Origin of the sequence: Kitasatospora sp. NPDC127060 (assembly GCF_042724935.1) — a bacterium.
In the GTDB taxonomy this organism is placed as follows: domain Bacteria; phylum Actinomycetota; class Actinomycetes; order Streptomycetales; family Streptomycetaceae; genus Kitasatospora.
Window position 1 is genome coordinate 91,941 of record NZ_JBHXEG010000008.1, and the last position, 23,405, is coordinate 115,345.

At 74.5% G+C, this 23,405-nt stretch carries 26 protein-coding genes; 18 read left to right on the forward strand and 8 right to left on the reverse strand.

Annotation, left to right across the window (positions count from 1 at the left end):
* The first annotated feature begins 1 nt into the window (after position 1).
* The 6 genes from ACFWIS_RS07375 to ACFWIS_RS07400 all read left to right on the forward strand — a co-directional run bounded on the left by ACFWIS_RS07375 (position 2) and on the right by ACFWIS_RS07400 (position 5,486).
* On the forward strand, positions 2-856 hold the full coding sequence (locus ACFWIS_RS07375) for a sirohydrochlorin chelatase (RefSeq protein ID WP_380451576.1): 855 nt from the start codon (positions 2-4) through the stop codon (positions 854-856).
* A 23-nt stretch (positions 857-879) separates the two neighbouring features.
* A complete protein-coding gene (locus ACFWIS_RS07380) occupies positions 880-1,320 on the forward strand; it encodes an urease subunit beta (RefSeq protein WP_380451578.1) in 441 nt (146 codons plus the stop codon).
* On the forward strand, positions 1,320-3,044 hold the full coding sequence (gene ureC / locus ACFWIS_RS07385) for an urease subunit alpha (protein ID WP_380451580.1): 1,725 nt from the start codon (positions 1,320-1,322) through the stop codon (positions 3,042-3,044). The genes ACFWIS_RS07380 and ureC overlap by 1 nt, the downstream gene beginning before the upstream one ends.
* A gap of 152 nt (positions 3,045-3,196) precedes the next feature.
* Positions 3,197-3,877 (forward strand): urease accessory protein UreF, encoded by a 681-nt coding sequence (locus ACFWIS_RS07390; RefSeq protein ID WP_380451663.1) that lies wholly within the window; start codon positions 3,197-3,199, stop codon positions 3,875-3,877.
* Positions 3,878-3,903: 26 nt separating this feature from the next.
* Positions 3,904-4,524: an urease accessory protein UreG gene (gene ureG, locus ACFWIS_RS07395; RefSeq protein ID WP_188310185.1), complete on the forward strand. Its 621-nt coding sequence runs from the start codon at positions 3,904-3,906 to the stop codon at positions 4,522-4,524.
* Positions 4,521-5,486: an urease accessory protein UreD gene (locus ACFWIS_RS07400; protein WP_380451582.1), complete on the forward strand. Its 966-nt coding sequence runs from the start codon at positions 4,521-4,523 to the stop codon at positions 5,484-5,486. The genes ureG and ACFWIS_RS07400 overlap by 4 nt, the downstream gene beginning before the upstream one ends.
* Positions 5,487-5,557: 71 nt before the next feature.
* Here the strand turns inward: ACFWIS_RS07400 and ACFWIS_RS07405 are convergent, their stop codons facing one another.
* On the reverse strand, positions 5,558-6,028 hold the full coding sequence (locus ACFWIS_RS07405) for a MarR family winged helix-turn-helix transcriptional regulator (RefSeq protein WP_380451584.1): 471 nt from the start codon (positions 6,026-6,028) through the stop codon (positions 5,558-5,560).
* 68 nt (positions 6,029-6,096) lie between these two features.
* On the opposite strand from ACFWIS_RS07405, the gene ACFWIS_RS07410 reads away from it, so the two are divergent.
* The 4 genes from ACFWIS_RS07410 (at position 6,097) to ACFWIS_RS07425 (ending at position 8,517) form a co-directional block, all read left to right on the forward strand.
* Entirely contained in the window at positions 6,097-6,972 is an 876-nt protein-coding gene (locus ACFWIS_RS07410) for an NmrA/HSCARG family protein (protein WP_380451586.1), read from the forward strand.
* A gap of 10 nt (positions 6,973-6,982) precedes the next feature.
* Positions 6,983-7,309 carry a hypothetical protein gene (locus ACFWIS_RS07415; protein WP_380451588.1) on the forward strand — a complete coding sequence of 109 codons (327 nt, stop codon included), beginning with the start codon at positions 6,983-6,985 and terminating at the stop codon, positions 7,307-7,309.
* Between the two features lie 315 nt (positions 7,310-7,624).
* Positions 7,625-7,858 (forward strand): hypothetical protein, encoded by a 234-nt coding sequence (locus ACFWIS_RS07420; RefSeq protein WP_380451590.1) that lies wholly within the window; start codon positions 7,625-7,627, stop codon positions 7,856-7,858.
* The gene (locus tag ACFWIS_RS07425; RefSeq protein ID WP_380451592.1) at positions 7,858-8,517 is read left to right on the forward strand and encodes a restriction endonuclease; all 660 of its coding nucleotides are present in this window, start codon (positions 7,858-7,860) and stop codon (positions 8,515-8,517) included. The genes ACFWIS_RS07420 and ACFWIS_RS07425 overlap by 1 nt, the downstream gene beginning before the upstream one ends.
* Before the next feature lie 13 nt (positions 8,518-8,530).
* Here the strand turns inward: ACFWIS_RS07425 and ACFWIS_RS07430 are convergent, their stop codons facing one another.
* From ACFWIS_RS07430 to ACFWIS_RS07440, 3 genes are read right to left on the reverse strand one after another with little or no spacing between them, the layout of a single operon-like run.
* Positions 8,531-8,983 (reverse strand): protein phosphatase, encoded by a 453-nt coding sequence (locus tag ACFWIS_RS07430; RefSeq protein WP_380451594.1) that lies wholly within the window; start codon positions 8,981-8,983, stop codon positions 8,531-8,533.
* Positions 8,980-9,207, reverse strand: coding sequence for a hypothetical protein (locus ACFWIS_RS07435; protein ID WP_380451596.1), 228 nt, complete (start codon positions 9,205-9,207; stop codon positions 8,980-8,982). Before ACFWIS_RS07435 ends, ACFWIS_RS07430 begins: the two co-directional genes overlap by 4 nt.
* Before the next feature lie 37 nt (positions 9,208-9,244).
* The gene (locus tag ACFWIS_RS07440; protein ID WP_380451598.1) at positions 9,245-10,651 is read right to left on the reverse strand and encodes a LuxR C-terminal-related transcriptional regulator; all 1,407 of its coding nucleotides are present in this window, start codon (positions 10,649-10,651) and stop codon (positions 9,245-9,247) included.
* Between the two features lie 149 nt (positions 10,652-10,800).
* On the opposite strand from ACFWIS_RS07440, the gene ACFWIS_RS07445 reads away from it, so the two are divergent.
* From ACFWIS_RS07445 to ACFWIS_RS07455, 3 genes are all read left to right on the forward strand, one after another.
* Positions 10,801-11,730, forward strand: coding sequence for an NADP-dependent oxidoreductase (locus ACFWIS_RS07445; protein ID WP_380451600.1), 930 nt, complete (start codon positions 10,801-10,803; stop codon positions 11,728-11,730).
* 95 nt (positions 11,731-11,825) lie between these two features.
* Positions 11,826-12,002, forward strand: a complete 177-nt coding sequence (locus ACFWIS_RS07450; protein ID WP_380451602.1) for a hypothetical protein — start codon at positions 11,826-11,828, stop codon at positions 12,000-12,002.
* 43 nt (positions 12,003-12,045) lie between these two features.
* The gene (locus ACFWIS_RS07455) at positions 12,046-12,822 is read left to right on the forward strand and encodes a GNAT family N-acetyltransferase (protein ID WP_380451604.1); all 777 of its coding nucleotides are present in this window, start codon (positions 12,046-12,048) and stop codon (positions 12,820-12,822) included.
* An 88-nt stretch (positions 12,823-12,910) separates the two neighbouring features.
* On the opposite strand, the gene ACFWIS_RS07460 is transcribed toward ACFWIS_RS07455, so the two are convergent.
* The 4 genes from ACFWIS_RS07460 to ACFWIS_RS07475 all read right to left on the reverse strand — a co-directional run bounded on the left by ACFWIS_RS07460 (position 12,911) and on the right by ACFWIS_RS07475 (position 16,815).
* Positions 12,911-14,008: a PP2C family protein-serine/threonine phosphatase gene (locus tag ACFWIS_RS07460; protein WP_380451665.1), complete on the reverse strand. Its 1,098-nt coding sequence runs from the start codon at positions 14,006-14,008 to the stop codon at positions 12,911-12,913.
* Between the two features lie 170 nt (positions 14,009-14,178).
* Positions 14,179-14,601: a MarR family winged helix-turn-helix transcriptional regulator gene (locus ACFWIS_RS07465; RefSeq protein WP_380451606.1), complete on the reverse strand. Its 423-nt coding sequence runs from the start codon at positions 14,599-14,601 to the stop codon at positions 14,179-14,181.
* A gap of 30 nt (positions 14,602-14,631) precedes the next feature.
* Complete coding sequence (locus ACFWIS_RS07470; RefSeq protein ID WP_380451608.1) at positions 14,632-15,906, reverse strand: M48 family metalloprotease; 1,275 nt, start codon at positions 15,904-15,906, stop codon at positions 14,632-14,634.
* Positions 15,907-16,062: 156 nt separating this feature from the next.
* Positions 16,063-16,815 carry a universal stress protein gene (locus ACFWIS_RS07475; protein ID WP_380451610.1) on the reverse strand — a complete coding sequence of 251 codons (753 nt, stop codon included), beginning with the start codon at positions 16,813-16,815 and terminating at the stop codon, positions 16,063-16,065.
* 336 nt (positions 16,816-17,151) lie between these two features.
* Between ACFWIS_RS07475 and ACFWIS_RS07480 the strand changes: the two genes are divergently transcribed.
* The 5 genes from ACFWIS_RS07480 (at position 17,152) to ACFWIS_RS07500 (ending at position 23,391) form a co-directional block, all read left to right on the forward strand.
* Positions 17,152-18,291, forward strand: coding sequence for a CapA family protein (locus ACFWIS_RS07480; protein WP_380451611.1), 1,140 nt, complete (start codon positions 17,152-17,154; stop codon positions 18,289-18,291).
* A 632-nt stretch (positions 18,292-18,923) separates the two neighbouring features.
* The gene (locus ACFWIS_RS07485) at positions 18,924-19,703 is read left to right on the forward strand and encodes a 2,3-dihydro-2,3-dihydroxybenzoate dehydrogenase (RefSeq protein ID WP_380451613.1); all 780 of its coding nucleotides are present in this window, start codon (positions 18,924-18,926) and stop codon (positions 19,701-19,703) included.
* 107 nt (positions 19,704-19,810) lie between these two features.
* Entirely contained in the window at positions 19,811-21,022 is a 1,212-nt protein-coding gene (dhbC, locus tag ACFWIS_RS07490; protein ID WP_380451615.1) for an isochorismate synthase DhbC, read from the forward strand.
* Complete coding sequence (locus ACFWIS_RS07495; protein WP_380451617.1) at positions 21,019-22,707, forward strand: (2,3-dihydroxybenzoyl)adenylate synthase; 1,689 nt, start codon at positions 21,019-21,021, stop codon at positions 22,705-22,707. Before dhbC ends, ACFWIS_RS07495 begins: the two co-directional genes overlap by 4 nt.
* A gap of 33 nt (positions 22,708-22,740) precedes the next feature.
* Positions 22,741-23,391 carry an isochorismatase family protein gene (locus tag ACFWIS_RS07500; RefSeq protein ID WP_380451619.1) on the forward strand — a complete coding sequence of 217 codons (651 nt, stop codon included), beginning with the start codon at positions 22,741-22,743 and terminating at the stop codon, positions 23,389-23,391.
* Positions 23,392-23,405 lie beyond the last annotated feature (14 nt).

Consider the following 23,405-nt stretch of genomic DNA (forward strand, 5'->3'; position numbering starts at 1 on the left):
GATGACGGCGCGTCAGCCCGTCAGGGTCGTGCTGGCCGGCGGGCACGAGAGTGACGGCGGGCGCCGGCTCGCCGCCTTGGCCGAGCACGTCCCACCCGCCGGTCCAGCCGTGCACGCGGTGGCGGCCGCCGGTCGACCGCTCGCCGAAGCCGTCCGGTCCGCCCTGGCGGCCGACGACGACGCACCGGTCTGCGTCGTCCCGATGACCCTCGGCCGCGACCCGAAACTGATCGCCGACACCGCCCGTACCCTGCGCTGGCTCGCCGCCGGCCAGGGCAGGGGACGGCTCGCCCTCACCGCGCCCTTCGGTGCCGCCGAGCACCTGATCGGCTGGCTCCGCGCCGCCGCCGCCTCGGCAGCTGGCGAGGACGCCGTCCTCGTCACCGCCCCGGCCGCCGGGCCCTTCGAGGACGCCGAACTGTTCCGGATCGCCCGGCTGGTCCGCCAGTACGGGCGGCACCGCTGGGTCGAGGTGGCCTTCGCGGGCGGCGACCCCGACCCGGCCGGGGGCGTGGAACGCTGCCGCCTGCTCGGCGCGGCGCGGGTCACGGCCGTCCCCGCCTCCTTCGGCCCGGCGCTGCCCCCGGGCGCGGCCGGCGAGGGCGTGCGGGACGGCGGCCCGCTGCTGCGCCCGTCCGCGGTCTCCGGAGTGGTCGCGGCCCGCACGGCGGCGGCCCTCCACCTGCTCGGCCACGGCGAGGACGGCATCCTGGCCGGCCTCGACGCCGAGCACGGGCACGGCTACGCCCACAGCCACGGGCCGGGCGCGGCGCACCACGGCCACAGCCACCGGCACGAGGAACCCCACGCACCAACTCCCCACGCGCACACCCCCCACGCGCACACCCCCCACTGAACCGGCAGAGAGGAAGGCCCGCCATGTCCGGCAGCGCCGCATACCTGTACGGCGACGACCCGGTGGAGATCAACGCCGGCCGAGCCAAGGCCACCATCACGGTCAGCAACACGGGCGACCGCGCGATCCAGGTCGGTTCCCACTACCACTTCTTCGAGGCCAACCGCGCCCTCGACTTCGACCGCAACGCGGCCTTCGGCAAGCACCTCGACATCCCGGCCGGCACCGCCGTCCGCTTCGAGCCCGGCGACACCAAGGACGTCACGCTCACCGAGTTCGGCGGGCACCGCCGCCTGGTCGGCTTCAGCAACCTCGTGGACGGCGGCACCACCGCCCGCGACACCCGTGCCCGCGCCATCGAGCGGGCCATCGCCCTCGGCTTCAAGGGCACCAACCTCGACCACAAGGACGACCTGTACGGCGGGGACTCCCACACGCACACCCACGAGGAGGGCGACCACTGATGGCCATCCTGTCCCGCAAGCAGTACACCGACCTGTTCGGCCCGACCGTCGGCGACCGGTTCCACCTCGCCGACACCAACCTCGTGGTCGAGGTCGAGCAGGACTTCAACCAAGGCCACTACGGCGACGAGGCCGTCTACGGCGGCGGCAAGGGCATCCGCGACGGCATGGCCCAGGACCCGGCCGCCACCTCCGCGCAGGGCGCGCTCGACCTGGTCATCACCAACGTCGTCGTCATGGACGCGGTGCTCGGCGTGGTCAAGGGCGACATCGGCGTCAAGGACGGATTCATCACCGCCGTCGGCAAGGCCGGAAACCCGCACACCCAGAGCGGGGTGCACCCCAAGCTGGTGATCGGCCCCGGCACCGAGGTGATCTCCGGCGAGCACCTGATCGCCACCGCCGGCGGCATCGACACCCACATCCACTTCATCGCCCCGCAGCAGGCCCAGGAGGCGCTGAGCAACGGCATCACCACCCTGATCGGGGGCGGCACCGGCCCGTCCGACGGCACCAACGGCACCACCTGCACGCCCGGCCCGTGGAACATCGGCCGGATGTACCAGGCGGTGGAGGACCTCCCGGTCAACGTCGGCCTGCTCGGCAAGGGCAACGGCTCGCTGCCGGGCGCGCTGCGCGAGCAGGTCGAGGCCGGGGTGTGCGGGCTCAAGGTGCACGAGGACTGGGGCAGCACCCCGGCGGCGATCGACAGCGCGCTGCGCGTCGCCGACGAGTACGACGTGCAGGTGGCCATCCACACCGACACCCTCAACGAGGGCGGCTTCTTCGAGGACACCCTGTCCGCGATCGACGGCCGCACCATCCACACCTTCCACACCGAGGGCGCGGGCGGTGGCCACGCCCCCGACATCATGCGGATCGCCGGCGAGCCCAACGTGCTGCCGTCCTCCACCAATCCGACCCTGCCCTACACCATCAACTCGGTGGACGAGCTGCTGGACATGGTGATGGTCTGCCACCACCTCAGCCACGACATCCCCGAGGACGTCTCCTTCGCCGACTCCCGGGTGCGTGCCGAGACCATCGCCGCCGAGACCGTGCTGCACGACGAGGGCGTCATCTCGATCTTCTCCTCCGACTCGCAGGCCATGGGCCGGATCGGGGAGTCCTTCACCCGGGCCTTCCAGACCGCCCACCACTGCAAGGCCCAGCGCGGCAAGCTGGCCGGCGACAGCGAGCGCAACGACAACCACCGGGTGCTGCGCTACCTCGCCAAGCTCACCATCAACCCGGCGATCGCCTCCGGTACCGCCGAGCACATCGGCTCGCTGGAGCCCGGCAAGCTGGCCGACATCGTGCTGTGGCCGATCAACTCCTTCGGCGCCAAGCCCAAGTTGGTCATCAAGGGCGGCGTCATCAACTGGGCGCTGATGGGCGACCCCAACGCCTCGCTGCCCACCCCGCAGCCGGTCTACTACCGGCCGATGTACGGCGCGTTCGGACGGGCCAAGCAGGCCACCCGGATCACCTTCATGTCCCAGGCCGCCGTCGACCTCGGGGTGCCTGCCCGACTGGGCCTGGACAGCCGGGTGTTGCCGGTCCGGCACTGCCGCTCGGTCGGCAAGCAGCACATGGTGCGCAACGACGCCCTGCCGAAGATCGCGGTCGACCCGGAGACGTACAAGGTCACCCTGGACGGCGAGCCCGCCACCATCGAGCCGGCCCGCGAACTGCCGCTCAACCACCTGTTCTACCTCGCGTGAACGCCGTGACTGCCCGAAACGCCGTGAACACCGCGGGCACCGTGAACACCGGGGCCACCGGGGCCACCGCGGACACGGGGACCACCGCGGACACCGGGGCCACCGCGGACACCGGGACCGCCACGGACTCTGCGGACACCGCGGACCCGGGGTTGGACGCCCTGCTGGTCAGCCTCCAGCTGACCGACTCCGCCTTCCCCAGCGGCTTCTACACCCTCTCGCACGGCCTGGAGGGCTACGCCCAGGCGAAGGCCGTCACCGCCGACACCATGCCCGCGCTGCTCGCCGACCTGCTGCGGCACAGCGTCGGGCCGGCCGACGCCACCGCCCTGGCGCTGGCCCACCGGGCCGCCTCGGCCGGGGACTGGGAGCTGCTGGCCGAGACCGACCAGCGGCTGCACGCCACCAAGCTCAACCGCGAACTGCGGCTCGCAGCCACCCGCACCGGGCGCCAACTCCTGGACATCGCCCGGGAGTCGGTGGGTGGCGAGCCGCTGGAGCGGTACGCGGCCCTGGTGGCCGGCAAGCGCGCCCCCGGCTGCCAGGCGGTGGCCGCCGGGGTCGCCTACGCCTCGGCCGCCGTACCGGTCGAACAGGCCGTCGCCAGCGACCTGTTCGCCTTCTGCGCCAGCTTCGTCGGCGCCGCCCTGCGGCTGCGGCTGACCGACCACCGCAAGGCGCAGGTGGTGCTGCGGGCCACCGCCCCGGTCATCCGGGAGGTGGTGGCGGCCGCGCTGGTACGGGAGTTGGCGGACCTCGGCGGCTGCGTACCGGTCGCGGACGCGATGTCCGGACGGCACGAACGGGCCGAAGCCCGGCTGTTCGCGAGCTGAACTCACTCATTCTGCAAGGAGATCGCATGACCGAGAACGTGCTCCGGGTGGGCATCGGCGGCCCGGTCGGCTCCGGCAAGACGGCGCTGATCGAGGCGCTCGTGCCGGTGCTGATCGCGCGCGGCCACCGCCCGGCGGTCATCACCAACGACATCTACACCCAGGAGGACGCCCAGCACGTCCGTCGCACCCTGGCCGGGGTGCTGGACCCGGAGCGGGTGGTCGGCGTCGAGACCGGTGCCTGCCCGCACACCGCCGTCCGGGACGACCCGACCATGAACCTCGCCGCCGGGGCCGAGATGCTGGAGCGCTTCCCCGACGTCGACACCCTGCTGTACGAGTCCGGCGGTGACAACCTGACCCTGACCTTCAGCCCGGTGCTGGTCGACCTCTTCCTCTTCGTGCTGGACACCGCCGAGGGCGAGAAGATGCCCCGCAAGCGCGGCCCGGGCATCACGGAGTCGGAACTGCTGGTCATCAACAAGATCGACATCGCCCAGTACGTCCGCGCCGACCTCGGCATCATGGAGTCCGATGCCCGGCGGGTGCGCGAGGGCGGGCCGGTGGTGCTCACCAACTGCCTGACGGGGGAAGGCCTGGAGGAGATCGCGACCTTCCTGGAGACGTTCCGGAAGGTCCCGGCGTGACGGTGGCCGCGCAGGCCGTCGGGGCGGGGCGGCCGGTGCCCCGCCTCGACCCCCGGCACTACGAGCCCGCCCGCGTCCCGTACGAGGTCCGCCGGCACGCCGGGACGCCCGACACCCTCGCGGTCGGGCGCCCCGGCAAGGTCGGACTGCTGGAACTGGCCTTCGAGCGGATCGGCGGACGCACCGAACTCACCGGCCACTACCAGAAGTCGCCGCTGCAGATCATGCGCCCGCTGTACTTCGACCCGGCCCGCCCCGACCTCGCCGTCACCCTCCTGATGTCCACCGGCGGCGGCATCCTCCAGGCCGACCGGCTGCGCACCGACATCCGCTGCGGCGCCGACACGGCCGTCCACCTGACCACCCAGGCGGCCACCAAGGTCTACCGGATGGAGTACGACTACGCGACGCAGCTGGTCAACCTGGAGGCCGGGCCGGGCGCGTACGTGGAGTACCTGCCCGAGCCGGTGATCCCCTTCGTCGACTCGCGGCTCTACCAGCGCACGGTGCTGACCGTCGACGCCGGGGCGACGGTGCTGGCCGGTGAGACCGTGCTGGCCGGCCGCCTCGCCCGGGGCGAGCGCAACGCCTACCAGGTGTTCGCCTCCGACCTCGAAGTGCGGCGCCCCGGAGGGGAGTTGGTGGCCCTGGACACCGTGCGGCTGGAGCCCGCCGGTGGCGGGGTGGCCGGCCCGGCGGTGCTCGGCGGACACGACGTCATGTCCAGCCTGTACGTGCTCAGCCCGCTCGCCCCGGCGGCGCGGATCGCCGACGTGCTGCACGAGGCGCTGGCGGAGCGCGGGCTGCTGTACGGGGTCAGCGTGCTGCCGCAGGACAGCGGCGCCTGGCTGCGGCTGCTGGACTCCGACACCCGGGCCTGCGCGGCGGCGCTGCGGGCGGCCTGGGACGCGGTGCGGCGGCTGCTGATCGGGGCGCCGGCGCCGGAGCTGCGGAAGACCTAGCGGTTCTCCGCGGTGCGGGGCCCGGCGGTCCTCCGCGGTTGGAGGCCCGGCGGCGCTCCGGGGCGGAAGGCCTAGTGGTCCTTCGCGCCGAGGCGGGCGATCTGCCGGTGGCTGAGCTCGACGGTGCGGTCCATGTGCCGGATCAGGAAGGCGAGTTCGTCCTCGCTGTCCTCGGCGAAGACCGCCGCCCAGTCGCCGCCGAGGTCGCGCCACACCTCCCCGAAGCGCTCCAGTGCGTCGGGGAGGACGGCGACCAGCACCCGGCGGCGGTCCGCCTCGTCCCGCTGCCGGGCGACCAGGCCCGCCTTCTCCAGCCGGTCGACCAGCCGGGTGGCCGAGCCGCTGGTGAGCCCGGTCAGCTCGGCGATCCGGCCGGTGGTGACCGGGCCGTCCTCGAGGGTGAGCAGGTTGAGGCACTGGACGTCGGTCGGGTGCATGCCGAGGTGGTCGGCGACGGCCTGGTTGAACAGCACGTAGGAGGCCAGGTAGCGGCGTGAGACCGGCCAGAGCCGGGCCATCAGTTCGTCGCGGGAGGGCGTCATGGGGTCAGGGTAACCGGCGGGCCGAATAAAGATTGCGCCGCGCAGAGATCTGTCCGTATGTTGTCTGCATGACGCAGATGAATGCCCTGCTTCCCGTCGCCGTCGCCGGTGCCACCGGCGCCCAGGGTGGCGCCACCGCCCGCGCCCTGCTCCGGGCCGACCGCCCGGTCCGCGCCCTCACCCGTGACGTCACCTCCTCATGCGCCGTCGAACTCGCCGACCTCGGAGCCGAGTTGGCCGACGCCGACTTCGACGACCCGGCCTCGCTCGGTGCCGCCCTCGACGGCACCGGCGCCCTGTTCGCGATGTCCACCCCGTTCGGGACGGACCTCGACACCGAGGTCCGCCAGGGAATCGCCCTGCTCGACGCCGCCCGGGCCGCCGGCACCGTCCGGCACATCGTCTTCACCTCCGCCACCAATGCCGACCGCTCCACCGGCATCCCGCACTTCGACTCCAAGCAGCGCATCGAACGGCACCTCGCCGGCCTCGGCCTGCCCTGGACCGTCCTCGGCCCGGCCGCCTTCCTGGACAACTACGCCAACGGCTGGACGCTCGAATCCCTGCGCCAGGGCGTCTTCCACCTCCCGATGCCCGCCGACCTCCCGCTCCCGGTGATCGCCGCCGAGACCATCGGCGCCTTCGCAGCCCACGTCCTCGCCCGCCCGGACGACTTCACCGGCCGGCGCATCGACATCGCCTCGCAGTGGTGCACCGGCGAGCAGATCGCCGCCGCCATCAGCGCGGCCAGTGGGCGCCCGGTCCGCTGCGAGGAGGTGCCGCTGTCCGTCGTCGAGACCTACTCCACGGACCTCGCCGCGATGTTCCGCTACTTCCAGCGGGTCGGCCTGGACATCGACACCGAGGCCCTGTGCGCCGCCCACCCCTCCGTCGACTGGCTCACCCTGGACGACTGGGCGGCCCGGCAGGCCTGGAACCTGTAGCGTCCACCGGGTGGCATCGAGAACCCCGCGCAGGATCCACGTCGACGGCCGCGACTACCGCTGGACGGTCCGCCCCCGCGACGGCGCCCACGTGGACGTACGCGTCTGGCTCGACCGTCCGGGCGGCCCCTACCGCCCCCTCCTCGCGAGGCGCCGGTTCGACGACCCGTGGCTGCACTACGGAGTGCTGCTGACCGCACCGCCCGAACGGGTCGCCGAGATCTTCCGGCTGGAGCCCGTCAAGCCCGCCCTGGTCGCCGGGTTGATCCGGGCCGGCCGCGCGGCCGGGTGGCGGCCGGAGCAGAAGGGCGCGGCGCTGGTCCTCCCGGAGGGGTGAGCGGAGGGGGAGCGGCGAGGAGGGCGGGGGAGTGTGCGGCGAGGAGAGCGGGGGAGTGCGCGGCGCTCGGGCGCCGGAAAGTGCGCCGAGTGAGCCGGAGGTGTTCGCGCCAACCTGCCGGAAGCGCCAACAGCGCAGCTCAGGAGCACTGTTGGTACGGCCCAGGCTGGTCCGGAGCCGGGGTGTGGATGTCCGGTTCCCGGTGGACCGGTCCTCCGTGTGCCGAGGATTGGCCCACCGATGTCCGTCCCCGCTGCTACACCCGTGGGACGGGCCACGGCGCACCGGGCGCCCGGGCCCGACTCGGGAGGCACAGTGGGGAACCGGAGCGGAGACGACCGGATCTGGGTGCGCGGGCACTTCCGCCGCAGGCCGGCTCCCGGCGGTGGCGCCGTCAAGGGCGGCGGTTGGCTGATCGCCGGCGCGCTGGCCGCCTTCTGGCTCTGGGGCCACTTCGTCGGCTTCGCCGACACCCCGCCGCAACCCGCGCCGCCGCCCGCCCCGTTGAAGACCTCGGCCCCGGCGCCGACCTCGATCGGCGCCCCCTGATGGCCCGGCCGAGCTCCCGGCCGACCAGCCGGCTGATCCGGCGACCGCGCGGGGCGCGGGAGCAACTCGCTGCGGGCGTGGTGGCGTTGGCCGTCGCCGTGCTGGTCGTCGGGGTGGTCCAGGCCCTGCTGCGCTCCTGGGTGTTCCTCGCGGTGGTCGCGGTGGTCGCCCTGGCCTCGGCCGCCCGCGCGCCCGTCCTGGGCCGCGCCCGCACCCGGCGCCTCGCCGCCCTGCGGATACCGCTCGCCGTCGTGGACGCCATGGACGACCGGAACTTCGAGTACGCCCTGCGGGACCTGCTGGTCCGCGACGGCTGGACCGCCGAACGGGTCGGCGGCCAGGGCGACCAAGCGGCCGACGTGATCGGCCATCACCCCGACCTCGGCCGCATCGTCGTCCAGGCGAAGCACACCAGGGTCGCGGCGAAGGTCGGGGTGAAGGTGATGTACGAGGTGAAGGGCACCGCGGGCCCCGCCCACGGCGCGGACGTGGCGGTGGTGGTGACCAACGGCGGACTCACCCGGGGCGCCATGGCCTGGGGCGACCGGCACGCCGTCCACTGGCTGGACCGGGCGCGGCTGGAGGTGTGGGCGGCGGCCGGGGTGCCGCTGGAGGAGGTGCTCGGACTCAGGAGGAGGCGGACCGGCAAAGCGGCCTGACGGTGCGTCAGTCCTATTGGGCCCGGCCCCAGCGCTCCACGAACTTCCGCTGCCAGGGCGTCTCCACCGCGTGCCGGCTGTAGTGCTCCCGGACGAATCCGACCGCCTCCTCGGCCGGGACGCCGTCCAGCACCGCGATGCAGGCGAGCGCCGTGCCGGTGCGTCCCCGGCCGCCCGCGCAGGCGAGTTCCACCCGCTCGCCCGCGCAGCGCTCCCAGGCCTCGCGGAAGGCGTCGGCCGCGTCCGTGCGGTCCGCGGGCAGCCGGAAGTCGGGCCAGCGCACCCAGCGGCTCTGCCAGGGCAGCGGTTTCGGTTCGCGGCCCAGCAGGTAGATGCCGAAGTCGGGTCCGGGGCCGGGCGGCAGCGGGTTGCGGACGCCCCGGCCGCGCAGCAGCCGCCCGGAGGGCAGGCGCAGCACGCCGGGGGCGGCCGGATCCCAACCGGTCGGCAGGGTGGGGTCGGTCATGTCGCCTCCGGGGCCCAGACGCCGGCGTGGCCGACGAGCTTCAGACTGTGCTCCCACAACTGCGCGCGGGCCCGCAGGTCGTAGGCCTGGCGGTTGGCGCGGGCCTCGCGCAGCCGGTCGTAGTGGCGGCCGGTGCTGCCGGCGAGGCGGTGGGCGAGGGCGCGGCCGAGGCCGTCGGTGGAGCCGGTGATGAGGACGGTCCGCGGCGGGGTGGGCGGGGTCATCGGGACTCCTGTCATCGGGCGGGGCGGCGGAGCCGGATCAGGATGCCACGTGCAGCCGGGCCGCGCCGGGCATTCCGGCCCGGTGGGCCAGGGCGGCCGCCTCACCGCGCGAGCTGACGCCCAACTTGGCCAGGATGTTGGCGACATGGAACTTCACCGTGGACTCGCTGATGTGCAGCGCCTCGGCGATGTCCCGGTTGCGCCGGCCCTGGGCCAGCTGGTCGAGCACCTCCAGTTCGCGGGGCTGGAGCCCGTCCAGCGGATCGGTGGCGGCGGCCGGCGAGGGCAGGCCGAGCGGCAGCTCGACCGTCACGGTGGTGCCCCAGTTGGGGACGGACTCGACCTCGTAGCGGCCACCGAGGGCGGCGATCCGGTCGGCGGTGCGGTGGACGGCGAGGGCGTCGGCGGCGAGCAGCCCGAGGCCGTCGTCGCGCACCACGGTGCGCAGTGCGCCGTCCGCGGTGAACTGCCAGCTCAGGTGCAGCCGACCGGGCTTCTCCTGCTCCATCATCAGCATGACGGCGCACTGCACGGCGGCCCGGGCGGTGTGCGCGGTGTCCGCGGGGATGGACCGGGTGGCGTCGGACGGCGGCGCCAGGTCGAGCCGGACCCCGGTGTGCCGCAGCAGCGGGCGCAGTTCGCGGGCGAGTCGGGCGAAGGCGGCGTCGGCGGGCTCCTCGCTGAGCACGCGGTCCAGGTCGGCGGCCCGGCGCAGGTCGAGCAGCGCGGTGACGGCCAGGTCGGTGGCGGCCCGGCGGGCGGCGGCATCGTCCAGGTCGGCCGAGCGCAGCGGGGCCAGGACGGCGGTCAGGGCGGCGCTGTGGGTGCCGGTGAACTCGGCGATGGTCCGGGCGCGGGTGATCGCGGCGGTACGGGAGATCGCCGCCTGGCTGGGCGCGGCGTCGGTGGCGCGGTGCTCGGAGTGCGCGATGACCAGCTCGCACAGCTGCTGGAGGACGGCGAGCGCCCCGGCGGGCACCGGCGCGGCGTCGCTCAGGACCAGGACCAGCTGGACCGCCTTGTCGTCGGCCGGTGCGGCGATCACCACCACCGGCCGGGTACGGCCCGCCAGTTCGGCCTCGCCCTGCCAGGGCCGGCCGGCCGAGGTGGTCCCGGCGGCCCGCTCGGCGAGCCGGGACAGCTCCAGCCCGGTGAGGCCGGCGACCAGCTCGTGCGGGCCGTGGGCATTGGCGGGGGAGTGGGCGCAGACGCCGCTGAGGTGCGCGATCGCGGTGTGCGGGACGAGCGTCCGGATCACCTCCGACAGCCGCGGCACCACCTCGGGCCGGGGTGCGCGCAGCACCTCGACGGCCCGGGCCAGCGCGGTTTCGGGGCGGCCCCAGTGCTGCTGCCAGCTCTCGTCCACGTCGACGTCCACGCTCTCGTCCACGTCCACGCTCTCGTCCACGCTCACGTCCACGTCCGTGTCTCCCACCCTGTCCATGCCTCCCACCCTAGTTCCGGGCCCGCCACCACCCGCCCCTCCCTTCGGCCAGGTCGAACTGTCCGAACGGCCGGCCGGAGAGCCGGTGCGGGCGCCGCAGGATGGATCCCGTCGGAACGAACAACTCCCGGACGAACCGAGGAACTTCCATGACCAAGGCGATCGCCTTCCCCCAGTACGGCGGCGCGGACGTGCTGCGCCCGATCGACATCGAGCTGCCCGCCCCCGGCCCCGGCCAGGTGCGGGTCGCGGTCCGCGCGGTGGGCGTCAACCCGCTGGACCACAAGCTGCGCGGCGGCGAGCTGGACGGGTTCTTCCCGATCACCTTCCCCGCCGTGCCCGGCTACGAGCTCTCCGGGGTGGTGGAGGCGGTCGGCGCGGAGGTGACCGGCTTCGCGCCCGGCGACGAGGTGTTCGGCGCCCTGATGGGCGGCGGCTACGCCGAGCACGCGCTGCTGGCCGCGGCCGAGCTGGTGCACAAGCCGGCCACGCTGAGCTGGGAGGAGGCCGCGGCGATCCCGGTCGCCGCCGAGACCTCCGAGCGGGTCCTCACCCTCCTCGGCGTGCGCTCCGGCGAGACGCTGCTGGTGCACGGCGCCGCCGGCGGGGTCGGCACCCTGCTGCTGCAGTTCGCCCGGGCGCGCGGCATCACCGTCGTCGGCACCGCGAGCGAGGCCAACCACGACTACCTGCGCGAACTCGGCGCCATCCCGGTGACGTACGGCGAGGGCCTGGCCGAGCGGGTCCGGGCCGTCGCACCGGACGGGGTGGACCGGGTGCTGGACGCCGCCGGCAAGGGCGGGGTGCTGCCGCTGTCCATCGAGCTGGCGGGCGGCGCGGACCGGGTGGTGACCATCGCCGACATCCCGGGCGCGCAGCAGCACGGCGTCCGCTTCTCCGGCGGCGCCGAGGACGGCGAGTACTACCACCAGCGCGCCTTCGCCGCCGCCCTCGCCCTGCACGAGGCGGGCACCCTGCGGCTGCCGGTGCACCGGGTGTTCCCGCTCGCGGAGGCGGCGCAGGCGCAGCGGGTCAGCGAGGAGGGCCATGCGCGGGGGAAGATCGTTCTCACGGTCTGAGCGGTGCCCCCGTCGGGTCCGGGCCTGTCGGGCCCCGTCCGGGCCCGTCGCGTGGAAGCCCGGCCCCGCGCCGCCGCGCTCGGTGGAGTCCCGCCATGGTGACTCCGAACGTGACTCCGAACGTGGCGGGGCGGTTGGCCGGCCGTTCCTGCGTGGTGACCGGCGCGGCCGGCGGCATCGACCGGCCCGGCGGCTCGATCGTCTGCCTGTCCTCCGTCTCCGCCTCCGTCTCCGTCTCCGCCGGAGCCGGTCGAGCGGGGCGTCGGGGGTGAAAACCGGTGGCGCAGCGGCCGCGCAGCGTGTTGGAGTGAGCGGATGGATCATGATCACGTACTTGCCCTGTTCGACCAGCGGATCCGGCGCGACGCCCGGTCGGACGGTCCCGGCGTCCGCGTGGAGCTCGACGGCGCCGTGGTGCGCCAGGTCGGCGGGAAGCACGCCTGGAACGGCGTCGTCTGGTCCGGACTGGACGAGGCCGGGGCGGACGACGCGATCGCCGCACAGGTGGCCCACTTCACCGGGCTGGGCCTGGAGTTCGAGTGGAAGAGCTACGCCCACGACCGCCCCGCCGACCTCGGCCGGCGGCTGCTCGCGGCCGGGTTCACCGCCGAGCCGGACGAGGCGCTGATGATCGCCCGGATCGCCGACCTGCCCACCGAAGTGGCACTGCCCGAGGGCGTCCGGCTGGAGCCGGTGACCGACGAGGCCGGGGTGGACCTCATGGTCGCCGCCCACGAGCTGGCCTTCGGCACCGAGATGCCCTCATTGCGCGAGCGGCTCCTCTCCCACCTGCGGCACGACTCGGAGACGTTGCTCATGGTCGTCGCGATGGCCGGCGACCAGCCGGTCAGCGCCGCCCGGATGGAACTCACCCCGGGCACCGGGTTCGCGGGCCTGTGGGGCGGCGGCACCGTCCCGGGCTGGCGCGGCCGGGGCATCTACCGCGCCCTGGTCGCCCACCGGGCCCGCCAGGCCGCCGAACTGGGCTACGAGTACCTTCAGGTGGACGCGAGCGACCAGAGCCGCCCGATCCTGGAGCGGCTCGGCTTCGCCCAGCTGAGCACCACCACACCGTACGTGTACCAGCCGTAGAGCAACTGGCGGTCGACGGCCGGCAAGGAGTGGCGAACAGCTGACAGGTGGTGAAATCTGTCAGCTGTCATCTGTTCGCTGTCATCTGTCACCGGAGCCGCTCCACGACCACCATCGCCGCGTCGTCGTCCAGCCGGCGGCCGACATGGGCGAGCAGGTCGCGGCGCAGGTGGTTCAGCAGGACGCCGGGGCGCTCGGCCTGCCAGGCGGTGACCCGTTCGGTGAGCGGGTAGAAGCGGCGCTGGGCGTCCCGGGCCTCGATCACGCCGTCGGTGTAGATCAGCAGCCGGTCGCCGGGGCGGAACGGGAAGGTCTGCACCTCGTAGGAGGCCGGGGCGAGCTCGCCCAGGCCGAGCGGCGGCGCGGGGTGCTCGGTGGTGAGCGTGGTGAGGCCCTCGGGGCGCAGCAGTAGCGGGGGCGGGTGGCCGCAGTCGATCAGGTGGACGAGCGAGCCGTCGTCCGGGATGTCGAGCAGGACGGCGGTGATGAAGGACTCGGCGCCCTCGTCCGGGACGTCCTCGGTCGGGCGCTGGTGCCGGGACCGTTCGGCCCGACGGGCCTCGGCCAGCTGGGCGAGGTCCCAGCAGACGCTGCCGTCCAGGTACTCGGCCAGGCCGGGCAGGTCCGCGTGCAGGTGGGCGGCGGCCCGGAAGGCGCCGAGCAGCAGCGCCGCGTCGCCGAGCGAGGCCAGTCCCTTGCCGCGGACGTCGCCGACCAGCAGCCGCGTGCCGTCGGTGGTCCGGGCGGCCGCGTACAGGTCGCCGCCGACCTGTGCCTCGGCCTCGGCGGCCAGGTAGAAGGAGGCGAGGTGCAGCGGCCCGATCCGTTCCGGCAGCGGACGCAGCAGCACCCGCTGGGCGGCCTCGGAGACCGAGCGCACCCGTGCCAGTTCGCGTTCGTGCCGGTCGCGCAGCACCCGCAGGGCGACGATCAGCACCGAGACGACCACCTGGGCACTGAGCTGGGTCTCGATGTTGGCGCTGGTCAGGTCGTCCCGGACGGCGCCGATGGTGGTGAGCGCGCCGATGGCGAGCAGGGCGACCCCGGCGGTGGCCCGGGGGCCCGCGACGGAGGCGGTGAGGGCGGGGGCGACGATCAGCAGCGGGCCGAGGTGGATCTCCGGCGGTGAGAGGATGTCGACGACGGTGATCACGGCGATCAGTGCGAGCGGCAGCGCCGTCATCATGCGGCGGTCGGGCCGCCAGGAGCGGCGGCGGGCGCGTGGACGGGGTTGGTCGGGGCGCTGCCGGAGGGGCACCTTTCCTCTGTACACCGTGGGGGCGGTGGGGCGCACCCCGGGGCGGCGGCGCCCGGTCGCGGGCCCCGCACTTCCCGGTCGGCCCTCGCGGCCGGAGGTCAGACTTCCTCGCCGTACCGGGCCAGGTAGTCGGCGAACCGGGCGACGTCGGCGTCGGACCAGTCGGTGAAGCGGGCGGTGAAGGCGATCCGGCGCTGCTCGTTGGCGTCCCGCAGCAGGGTGAGCCCGGCCTCGGTGGCGCGCAGGATCTGGCCGCGCTGGTCGTCCGGGTCGGCCTCGCGGCGCAGCAGGCCGAGCTTCTCCAGTGCGGTGACCTGGCGGCTGACGGTGGACTTGTCGAGCATGAAGTACGCGGCCACGTCGGCGGCTCGGCAGCCGCCGCGCTCGGTGATCAGGTCGAGGATGCTGTAGGTGACCAGGGAGAGGTCGGGGTGCAGCTGGGAGGCCTTGTGCCGGGCACGGCGGGCGAAGGCGGTCAGCTCGCGCTGGATGGTGTCGATGGACGACTCGCGGCCGGGCACGGCGTTCCTACCTCCTCGGGATTTGTTGCACTATACAACGGATTCGCCCGGGGTCGTGCGCGGCTTCGTGGCCGGTCCGTCGGCCGGTCCGTCGGCTGGTCCGTCGGTCGGAACGGTCGTCGGAGCGCCCGCCGTCCGTCCCCGCGCGGCCTGCCAGGCACGGGCGGCCGTGATCCGGCTGGTCGCACTCGGGTGAGTGGCGAACAGTAGCTCAAGCACCCGCGGCGGGTCGACATCCGAGACGTTCACCACCGCCAGTCTGCGCTGCATCGCCACGAACTGCTCGACGTCCCCGGTCAGTTCGAGTGCGTGCCGATCCGCCCTGGCCTCGATCCGGCGGCTCACCGCGCACTGGACGGGCCCCGACAGGGCGCCGATCAGCGCCGCGAGCGCGGCCAGCAGCGGCAGCGCCCGAGGGTCGGCCGCGTCGACCGCCCCGGCGGCCGTCAACAGCGGGTGCCAGTCGGCCAGCAGGCCCAGTGCGGCGACCGCCACGGCCGCGCCCACCGCCCCGAGCGCCGTGCCGACCGGCACGTCCCGGTGCTTGACGTGCCCCAGCTCGTGCGCCACCACCAGCTCCACCTCGCGCGGCCGCGCGGCCGACAGCAGGGTGTCGTAGGCGACGATCCGGCGGGTCGCGCCGAAGCCGGACACGTACGCGTTCAGCGCGGTGGTGCGGCGGGAGGCGTCCGCCACCAGGACGTCCCGCACCCGCACCCCGTCCCGCTCGGCCAGCGCCAGCAGGGCGGTGCGCAGTTCGCCCGGCGGCATCGGGTCGAAGCGGTTGAACACCGGCTCGATCAGCAGCGGGTGGAGGAAGGACAGCGCGACCGTCAGCAGGGCTGCCCCGCCCGCCGCGGCCGGCCACCAGTACCGCGGTGACCAGGCCGTCAGCGCGAACAGTCCGAGCACCAGCGGCAGGACCAGCAGCAGGGTGAGCGCGAACGCGCGCACGGCGTCCACCGCCCAGCCCGCCCAGCCCTGGGTCACCAGCCCGTACCGGGCCCGGACGGTGCGCACCCCGGCGCCGAAGGGCAGTTGCAGCACCTGGCCCAGCACCACCAGCGCCGTCGCGCCGGCCAGCACCTCGGCCGTCCGGGAACCGCCGAACCAGCGGCCGGTGGCGGTCACCAGCGCGGCACCGGCCGGGGTCAGGCCGAGCACCAGGGTCAGCGCCAGTCCCGCCACCCGGCCGCCGAGCGCCCACGGCAGCTGGGCGCGGCGCAGCGCGCGGCCGCGGGCACGCTCGGCGGGGGTGAAGTCGGGAGCGGCAGCGCCGAGGGCGGCGGGGTCGGATGTGTTCATCGGTGGGGACGGCTCCGGCGGGGGTGAGGGGGTCGGGTCCAGCATGTCCTACCGCACGCGGCGGGCGCCCACTCGTGGTGTCCGTTCGTGGTGTCCGCCAGCGGTGCCGTCCGGCCCGTCCGGCCCGTCCGGAGGGTTCCGGTGGTTCCGGAGGGCTCACCCCTCCGCCGGGCCGGTGGCCCCGTGGACCCCGGCGCGCAGCAGCTGGTGGCCGAGGTCCACCAGGGCGCGGCCGACCGCGAACTCGTCGCCGACCGCCGGGGCCGGGGGGTCGCGGGGGTTGCGGCGGGCCAGGGCGTCGCTGTGCAGCACGGTGCCGTCGGCGTCCAGCACGGCGTGCACCCGGGTGGTGTCCCGGTCCTCGACCACGTGCAGGCTGAGCTGCCAGTCCTTGGTACGGGCGGTCGCCGGGGGCCACTCCTCCGCCACGGCGTCCTCGGTCGGCGGCGGGGGCGAGGCCGTACCGTCCGCCCGGACGATCACCACCGGACAGACCCCGTGCACCGCGCAGCGGGTGGACACCGAGCCGAGCAGCGTCCGGGTGAAGGTGCCGCGGCCGCGGCTGCCGAGCACGAGCAGGTCCGCGCCCTCGGCCGCCTCCAGCAACACCTCGGCGGCGTGTCCGAGCAGCAGGCTCTTGCGGACCTCCGCCGGGCACTCGGGCCCGACGATCTCGTTGACCTCGGCGGTCAGCGTGCGCTGGGCGGCCCGTTCGAAGCCCTCGTCCACCATCGGCGCGAACCAGCCGTACAGGGACGGGTACTCCCAGGCGGCCACCGCGTGCACCGCGGCCCCGGTGAGGACCGCCTGCCCGACCGCCCAGCGCAGCGCCGCCTTCGACGGCTCCGATCCGTCGATGCCGACCACGATCCGGCGCTTCCGGCCGGGGGCCGGTCGGCTGTCGTCCATCACGCACCTCCTCCGGCGTCCAGGCCCAGGGCGTGCCACCCGCTCGCCCGGCCTGCGCCCTCACCTCCACGCTGCGCGCCGTCCGGCCGGGGCGCCAGTCATGCGGTGGCCGGGTGGGGCCGGGGATTGGGACGGACGGGCCCGGTGGGTCGGCGGGAGCGTTCTCCGGGGTGCCGCGCCTCCTGCGTCCTCCCGTGTCCTGCCTCGCGGGCGCTGTCTCCCTTGTGCCGTCTCCCGTGCCCTGTTGTGTCCGGAATGTTGTGGGTGCGAGCTCAAGTGGTGGCGATTCGGTGGCGTAGGCTGATCGTTCTTGTATCGACCTGGGGGGAACCACTCATGCGCCGTGCCGCGGCCGCCGTCGCCGTGTTCGTCGGGCTGACCGCCGTCGCCGCCTGCGGGCCGGACGACCCGGCGCCGGCCAAGGCTTCGAGTGCCCCGCCGGCCGCGGCGCCCGCGCCCGCCGCCGGTGCGGCCTCCGGTACGGCCCCCGCCGCCGCCCCCACCAAGGGCGGCCCGCCCCGCCCGGACGGCAGCATCACCGTCGCCTTCGCCGGGGACGTCCACTTCGAGGGGCGCACCGAACCCCGGCTGACCGTCCAGCCGCCCGAGCAGGCCCTCGGCCCGATCTCCCGCACCCTCGCCGACGCCGACCTCTCCGTGCTCAACCTGGAGACCGCGATCACCGGGCGAGGCGCACCGGAGCCGAAGACGTACACCTTCCGCACCACCCCCAAGGCGCTGTCCGTCCTCAAGGACTCCGGCGTCGACGTCGTCTCGATGGCCAACAACCACGCCGTCGACTTCGGCGCCGACGGCCTCGCCGACACCCTGGCCGCCAAGGACTCCTCGCCCGTGCCGGTGATCGGCGTCGGGCACAACGCCAAGGAGGCGTACGCCCCGTACCTGACCACCGTGCGCGGGGTGAAGGTCGCGGTGGTCGCCGCCAGCCAGGTCGAGGACATCACCAACCAGAAGTGGCGGGCCGGTGCCAACAAGCCCGGCATCGCCTCGGCCCTGGACGTCCCCGCGCTGGTCTCGGCCGTGCAGGCGGCAAAGCAGCAGGCCCCCGTGGTGCTCGTCTACCTGCACTGGGGCGAGGAGGGCAAGGCCTGCCCGACCGCCGCGCAGACCGCCGTCGCCAAGAAGCTCGCCGCCGTCGGCGCCTCCGCCGTGGTCGGCACCCACGCCCACACCATGGTCGGCTCGGGCATGCTCGGCAACACCTACGTGGGGTACGGCTTCGGCAACTTCCTCTGGTACGGCACCTCCAACTACGCCTTCTCCAACGAGACCGGCGTCACCACCCTCACCCTCGCCGCCGACGGCAAGGTCACCGGCGAGGCCTTCGCCCCGGCCACCATCGACGACAAGGGCATCCCCCAGCCGGTCACCGGCGCCGCCGCCGAGGCGGCCCTCAAGCGTCGCGACGGCCTGCGCGGCTGCGCCGGGCTCACCCCGCCCCCGGCGGCCCACTGACACACCCTCGGGCGGCATTCCGTCCGAATCATCAACGGATGGTCGCGCGCGAAGAGTTGACCACCCGTTGACTCCTCCTGCGCCGCCCCGCCGCAGCCGATGGGGTTGCTGCGGCGTCCAGCCGATGGAGCCGGCCGGCCGACCGGTCCTCAACCTCTTCCACCGCTTCGCCCCGCCGCCCGGGCCACGGCTGCGCCGTCGAAGCCGCCGCCACCGTCGTCGGCCGGGCCGCCGCCCGTGCCCCCGGGCCGCCCCTGATCGCCCGCATCCGCCCGGCGGGCCCCCCTCCCGGCGGGCCCCCCTCCCGGCGCGTCGCCCTCCCGGCGGGCCCCCCTCCCGGCGCGTCGCCCTCCCGGCGGACCCCCCTCCCGGCGCGTCGCCCTCCGGGCCGGCCTCCAGCGCGCCGAACACCTCGACGGGCCCGGCTCCGACGGCTTCGACCGGATCCACACCGCCGGCCGGTAGGGATCCGAGGCCGCCCGCCCGCGCGGTCGGGGTGGGCGGCCGCTTCGTGTGTTCGGGCGGATTGACGGGGGCCCAGGTGTCGTGACGGGTCGAACGGACTGGCGACGCAGACGAACCGTTATGTTAGGTTAGGCTTACCTAATAATGCTGGTCGGAGGGGAAGTCCCGTGGAGCGGTCCGAATTCGCCGGTGTCGTCGCGATGGTCACCGGAGCCGGGCAGGGCATCGGCGCGGCCGTGGTCCGGGCGCTGGCCGCGGAGGGGGCCGTCGTCGCGGCGGTGGACCGGAGCGCCGGCCCGCTCGCCGGTGTCGCGGCCGAGTCCGCTGCGGTCCATCCGTATGTGGTGGATGTCGCTGACTCTCAAGAGGTGAGCAGTGCAGTCGAGTTGATCGAACATCAAATCGGGCCGGTGGAAGTGCTGGTGAACGTCGCGGGTGTCCTGCGGGCCGCGCCGGTCGTCGAACTGGCCGACGCCGACTGGGCGGAGACCTTCGCGGTCAACGCCACCGGAGTGTTCCACGCCGGTCGGGCGGTCGGCCGCCGGATGGCCGAGCGTGGGCGGGGCGCCATCGTCACCGTCGGCTCCAACGCCGCCGGGGTGCCGCGGGCCGGGATGGCCGCCTACGCGGCGTCCAAGGCCGCGGCCACCATGTTCACCCGCTGCCTCGGGCTGGAGCTGGCCCGTTCCGGGGTGCGCTGCAACGTCGTCTCGCCCGGGTCGACCGACACCGAGATGCAGCGCGCGCTCTGGGGCGAGGACGCGGAGGCGTCCGAACGGCGGGTGATCGAGGGGGACTTGGGAGCCTGGCGGGTGGGCATCCCGCTCGGTCGGATCGCCGCGCCCGCCGATGTCGCGGAGGCGGTGCTCTTCCTGGCCTCCGACCGGGCCCGGCACATCACCATGCACGACCTGTACGTCGACGGCGGTGCGACCCTGCGCGCCTGAGGAGCCTCCCGCAGACCGGTGGACCCCGAGAACCGGCAGACCGCAGACCGCAGACCGCAGACCGCACACCGCACACCGCACACCCGCCCCAGACTGGAGAGACCACCGTGACCACGGTGCACCACGCCCCGCCAGCCCCCACCGACGGCGGCTCCGACCAGGCCGCCATCGGCGCGGCCAGCGGCCTGCTCGGCCAGTACCGCGCCGCCGCCGACGAGGCGTTCTTCGCCTCGCCGACCCGCACCCTGCTCGCCGCCGGCCTGCACGCCCGGGTGCCGCAGGACGCCCGCCCGCTGCCCGTCCGGGTCGCCGAGACGCTGGCCGGGGCGCGTCGGGCCGGGGTCGAACGGCCGCTGGTGGTCGGGGCGGTGGCCTTCGACCACGACGGCCGGGCCGAACTGGCCGTCCCCGCCGTGGTCCGGGCCGCCGGGGCGCTGCGCGACGACCCGCTGATCGCGCTGCCCGCCCCGCAGGCCGCGGACACCGGCTGGCGGATCCGCCCGGTGCCGGCGCCCGAGGTGTACGGCGCGGGCGTCGCAGCGGCCGTGGAGCGGCTGCGCGGTGGGGAGTTGAGCAAGGTGGTGCTGGCCCGGACACTGGAGCTGAGCAGCGACCGGCCGCTCGACCTGCCGGCCGTCCTGCAGCGACTGGCCCGCCGCGACCCCGGCGGCTACACCTTCGCCGTACCGGCCGGCGGCGGCCGCACCCTGATCGGCGCCAGCCCCGAACTCCTGCTCTCCCGGCGGGGATCGGCCGTGCTGGCCAACCCGCTGGCCGGGTCGGTACCGCGCAGCGAGGACCTCGGCGAGGACGTGCGCCGGGCCGCCGCGCTGCTGGAATCGCCCAAGGATCTGCACGAGCACGCCGTCGTGGTGGACGCCGTCCGCGCGGCGCTGGCGCCGTACTGCCGCGACCTGGAGGTGCCGGAGCGGCCCACCCTGGTGCGGACCGCCGCGATGTGGCACCTGGCCACCACGATCAGCGGCGAGCTGGCCGATCCGGCCCGCTCCGCCCTGGAGTTGGCCTGCGCACTGCACCCGACCCCGGCCGTCTGCGGGACGCCGACGGACCTCGCGCGCCGGGTGATCGGCGAGGTCGAGCCCTTCGACCGGGGCCTCTACGCAGGCATGGTCGGCTGGGGCGACGAGACCGGCGACGGCGAGTGGGTGGTGACCATCCGCTGCGCGGAGGCGGACGGACGGACGCTGCGGGTGTACGCCGGCGCCGGGGTGGTCGAGCAGTCCCGGCCGGAGGCCGAACTCGCCGAGACCAGCGCCAAGTTCCGCACCTTCCTGGACGCCGCGGGGGTGGCCCGGTGACCGCCCTGGACGATGTGCTGGACGGATTCACCCCGTACCCGGCCGAGTTCGCCGAACGCTACCGGGCCGCCGGACACTGGCGCGGCGAGACCTTCGGGCGGATGCTGCGCGAGCGCGCAGCCGCGCACGGCGAGCGGACCGCCGTCGTCGACCCGGGCGGACACTCGGTCGCGGCGGGGGAGCGGCGCTGGACGTACGCCGAACTCGACCGCCGGGCCGACCGAATGGCCGCCGGGCTGCTCGCCCGGGGCATCCGGACCGGGGACCGGGTGGTGGTCCAACTGCCGAACGCCGCCGAGTTCTTCGAGGTGGTCTTCGCCCTGTTCCGGATCGGCGCGCTGCCCGTCTTCGCGCTGCCCGCGCACCGGTACGCGGAGGTCTCGCACTTCTGCTCGTTCACGGGCGCGGTGGCGTACGTCGTCCCGGGCGTCGAGGGCGGCTTCGACCACCGCGAACTCGCCGGCCGCGTCCAGGCGGAGAATCCGGCGCTGCGACTGGTGCTGGTGGCCGGCGGGGACCCGGGTGAGCACGTCCGGCTGGCCGACGTGCCCTGCGACGGGCCCGGGCCGCAGCGCGAACCCGAGCCCGGGGACGTCGCCTTCCTGCAGCTCTCCGGCGGCAGCACGGGCGTGCCCAAGCTGATCCCGCGCACCCACGACGACTACATCTACTCGCTGCGCGGATCGGTCGAGCTGTGCGCGCTGGACGGGCGCAGCGTCTACCTGTGCGTGCTGCCCGCCGCCCACAACTTCCCGCTCAGCTCGCCCGGTTCGCTCGGCACCCTGTACGCGGGCGGCCGGGTGGTGCTCTGCCCGCAGCCGAACCCGGAGACGGCCTTCCCGCTGATCGAGCGCGAGGGCGTGACCGTCACCGGTCTGGTGCCGCCGCTCGCGCTGCTGTGGCTGGACGCCGCCGAGCGCGGCGCCCGCGGCCACGAGAGCCTGGAGGTCCTGCTCGTCGGCGGCGCCAAGTTCAGCACGGAGGCGGCCCGGCGGGTGCGGCCGGTGCTGGGCTGCACGCTCCAGCAGGTGTTCGGGATGGCCGAGGGCCTGGTCAACTACACCCGGCTGGACGACCCGGAGGAGCTGATCACCACCTCCCAGGGCCGCCCGATCTCGCCCGACGACGAGGTCCGGGTCGTCGACGACCAGGACCGCGACCTGCCCGACGGAACCACCGGACACCTGCTCACCCGCGGCCCGTACACCATCCGCGGCTACTGGAACGCGCCCGGGCACAACGCCGACTCCTTCACCCCGGACGGCTTCTACCGCACCGGCGACCTGGTCCGCCGGCTGCCCAGCGGCCACCTGGTGGTCGAGGGCCGGGCCAAGGACCAGATCAACCGGGGCGGCGAGAAGGTCGCCGCCGAGGAGATCGAGAACCACCTGCTCGCCCACCCGGCCGTGCACGACGCGGCGGTGGTGTCGATGCCCGACCCGTACCTGGGCGAGCGGACCTGCGCGTACGTGGTGATCCGCGCCGAGCACCGTGCACAGCCGCCGAAGGGCGTCGAGTTGAAGCGCTTCGTGCGGCAGCGCGGCCTGGCCGACTACAAGGTGCCGGACCGCGTGGAGTTCGTCGACGCCTTTCCCGCCACCGGGATCGGCAAGGTCAGCAAGAAGGACCTGCGGGCCGCCATCGCGGCCTCCCTCACCCGTTCCGCCTCCGGCTCCCATTTCTGAAGCCCGCCAACCCACTTGAGGAGTTCGACCATCGTGGGCCTGCCCCGCATTCCCTCCTATCCGCTGCCGGCCGTCGAGGACCTGCCCGCCAACCGGGTCTCCTGGACGGTGGACCCGGCCCGCGCCGTCCTGCTGGTGCACGACCTGCAGAACCACTTCCTGGACGCGTTCCCCGGCGACGCCGCTCCTGCGCCCGAACTCCTCGACAACGTCGCCGCGTTGACCAAGGCGGCGGGTGCGAACGGGGTGCCGGTCGTCTACTCGGCCCAGCGCGGCGGGCAGAGCCCGGCCGAACGCGGGCTGCAGCAGGACTTCTGGGGGCCGGGCATCCCCGACGACCCGCGCGCCACGGCGATCGCCCCGGCCGTCGCCCCCGCGCCGGGGGACACCGTGCTCACCAAGTGGAAGTACAGCGCCTTCGTGCGCACCGAGTTGGAGCGGCTGCTGTGCGACCACGGCCGGGACCAGCTGGTGATCACCGGGGTGTACGCCCACATCGGCGTCCAGGCCACCGCCTGCGACGCCTGGATGCGGGACGTCCGTGCCTTCGTGGTGGCCGACGCGGTGGCCGACTTCGGACCGGAGGAGCACCGGGCGGCACTGGAGTGGATCGCCGGGCGGTGCGGGGTGGTCACCACCACCGGGGCCGTGCTGGGGGCGCTGGACGGGACGGTAGGGCAGTGAGAGCAGTGAGCGGA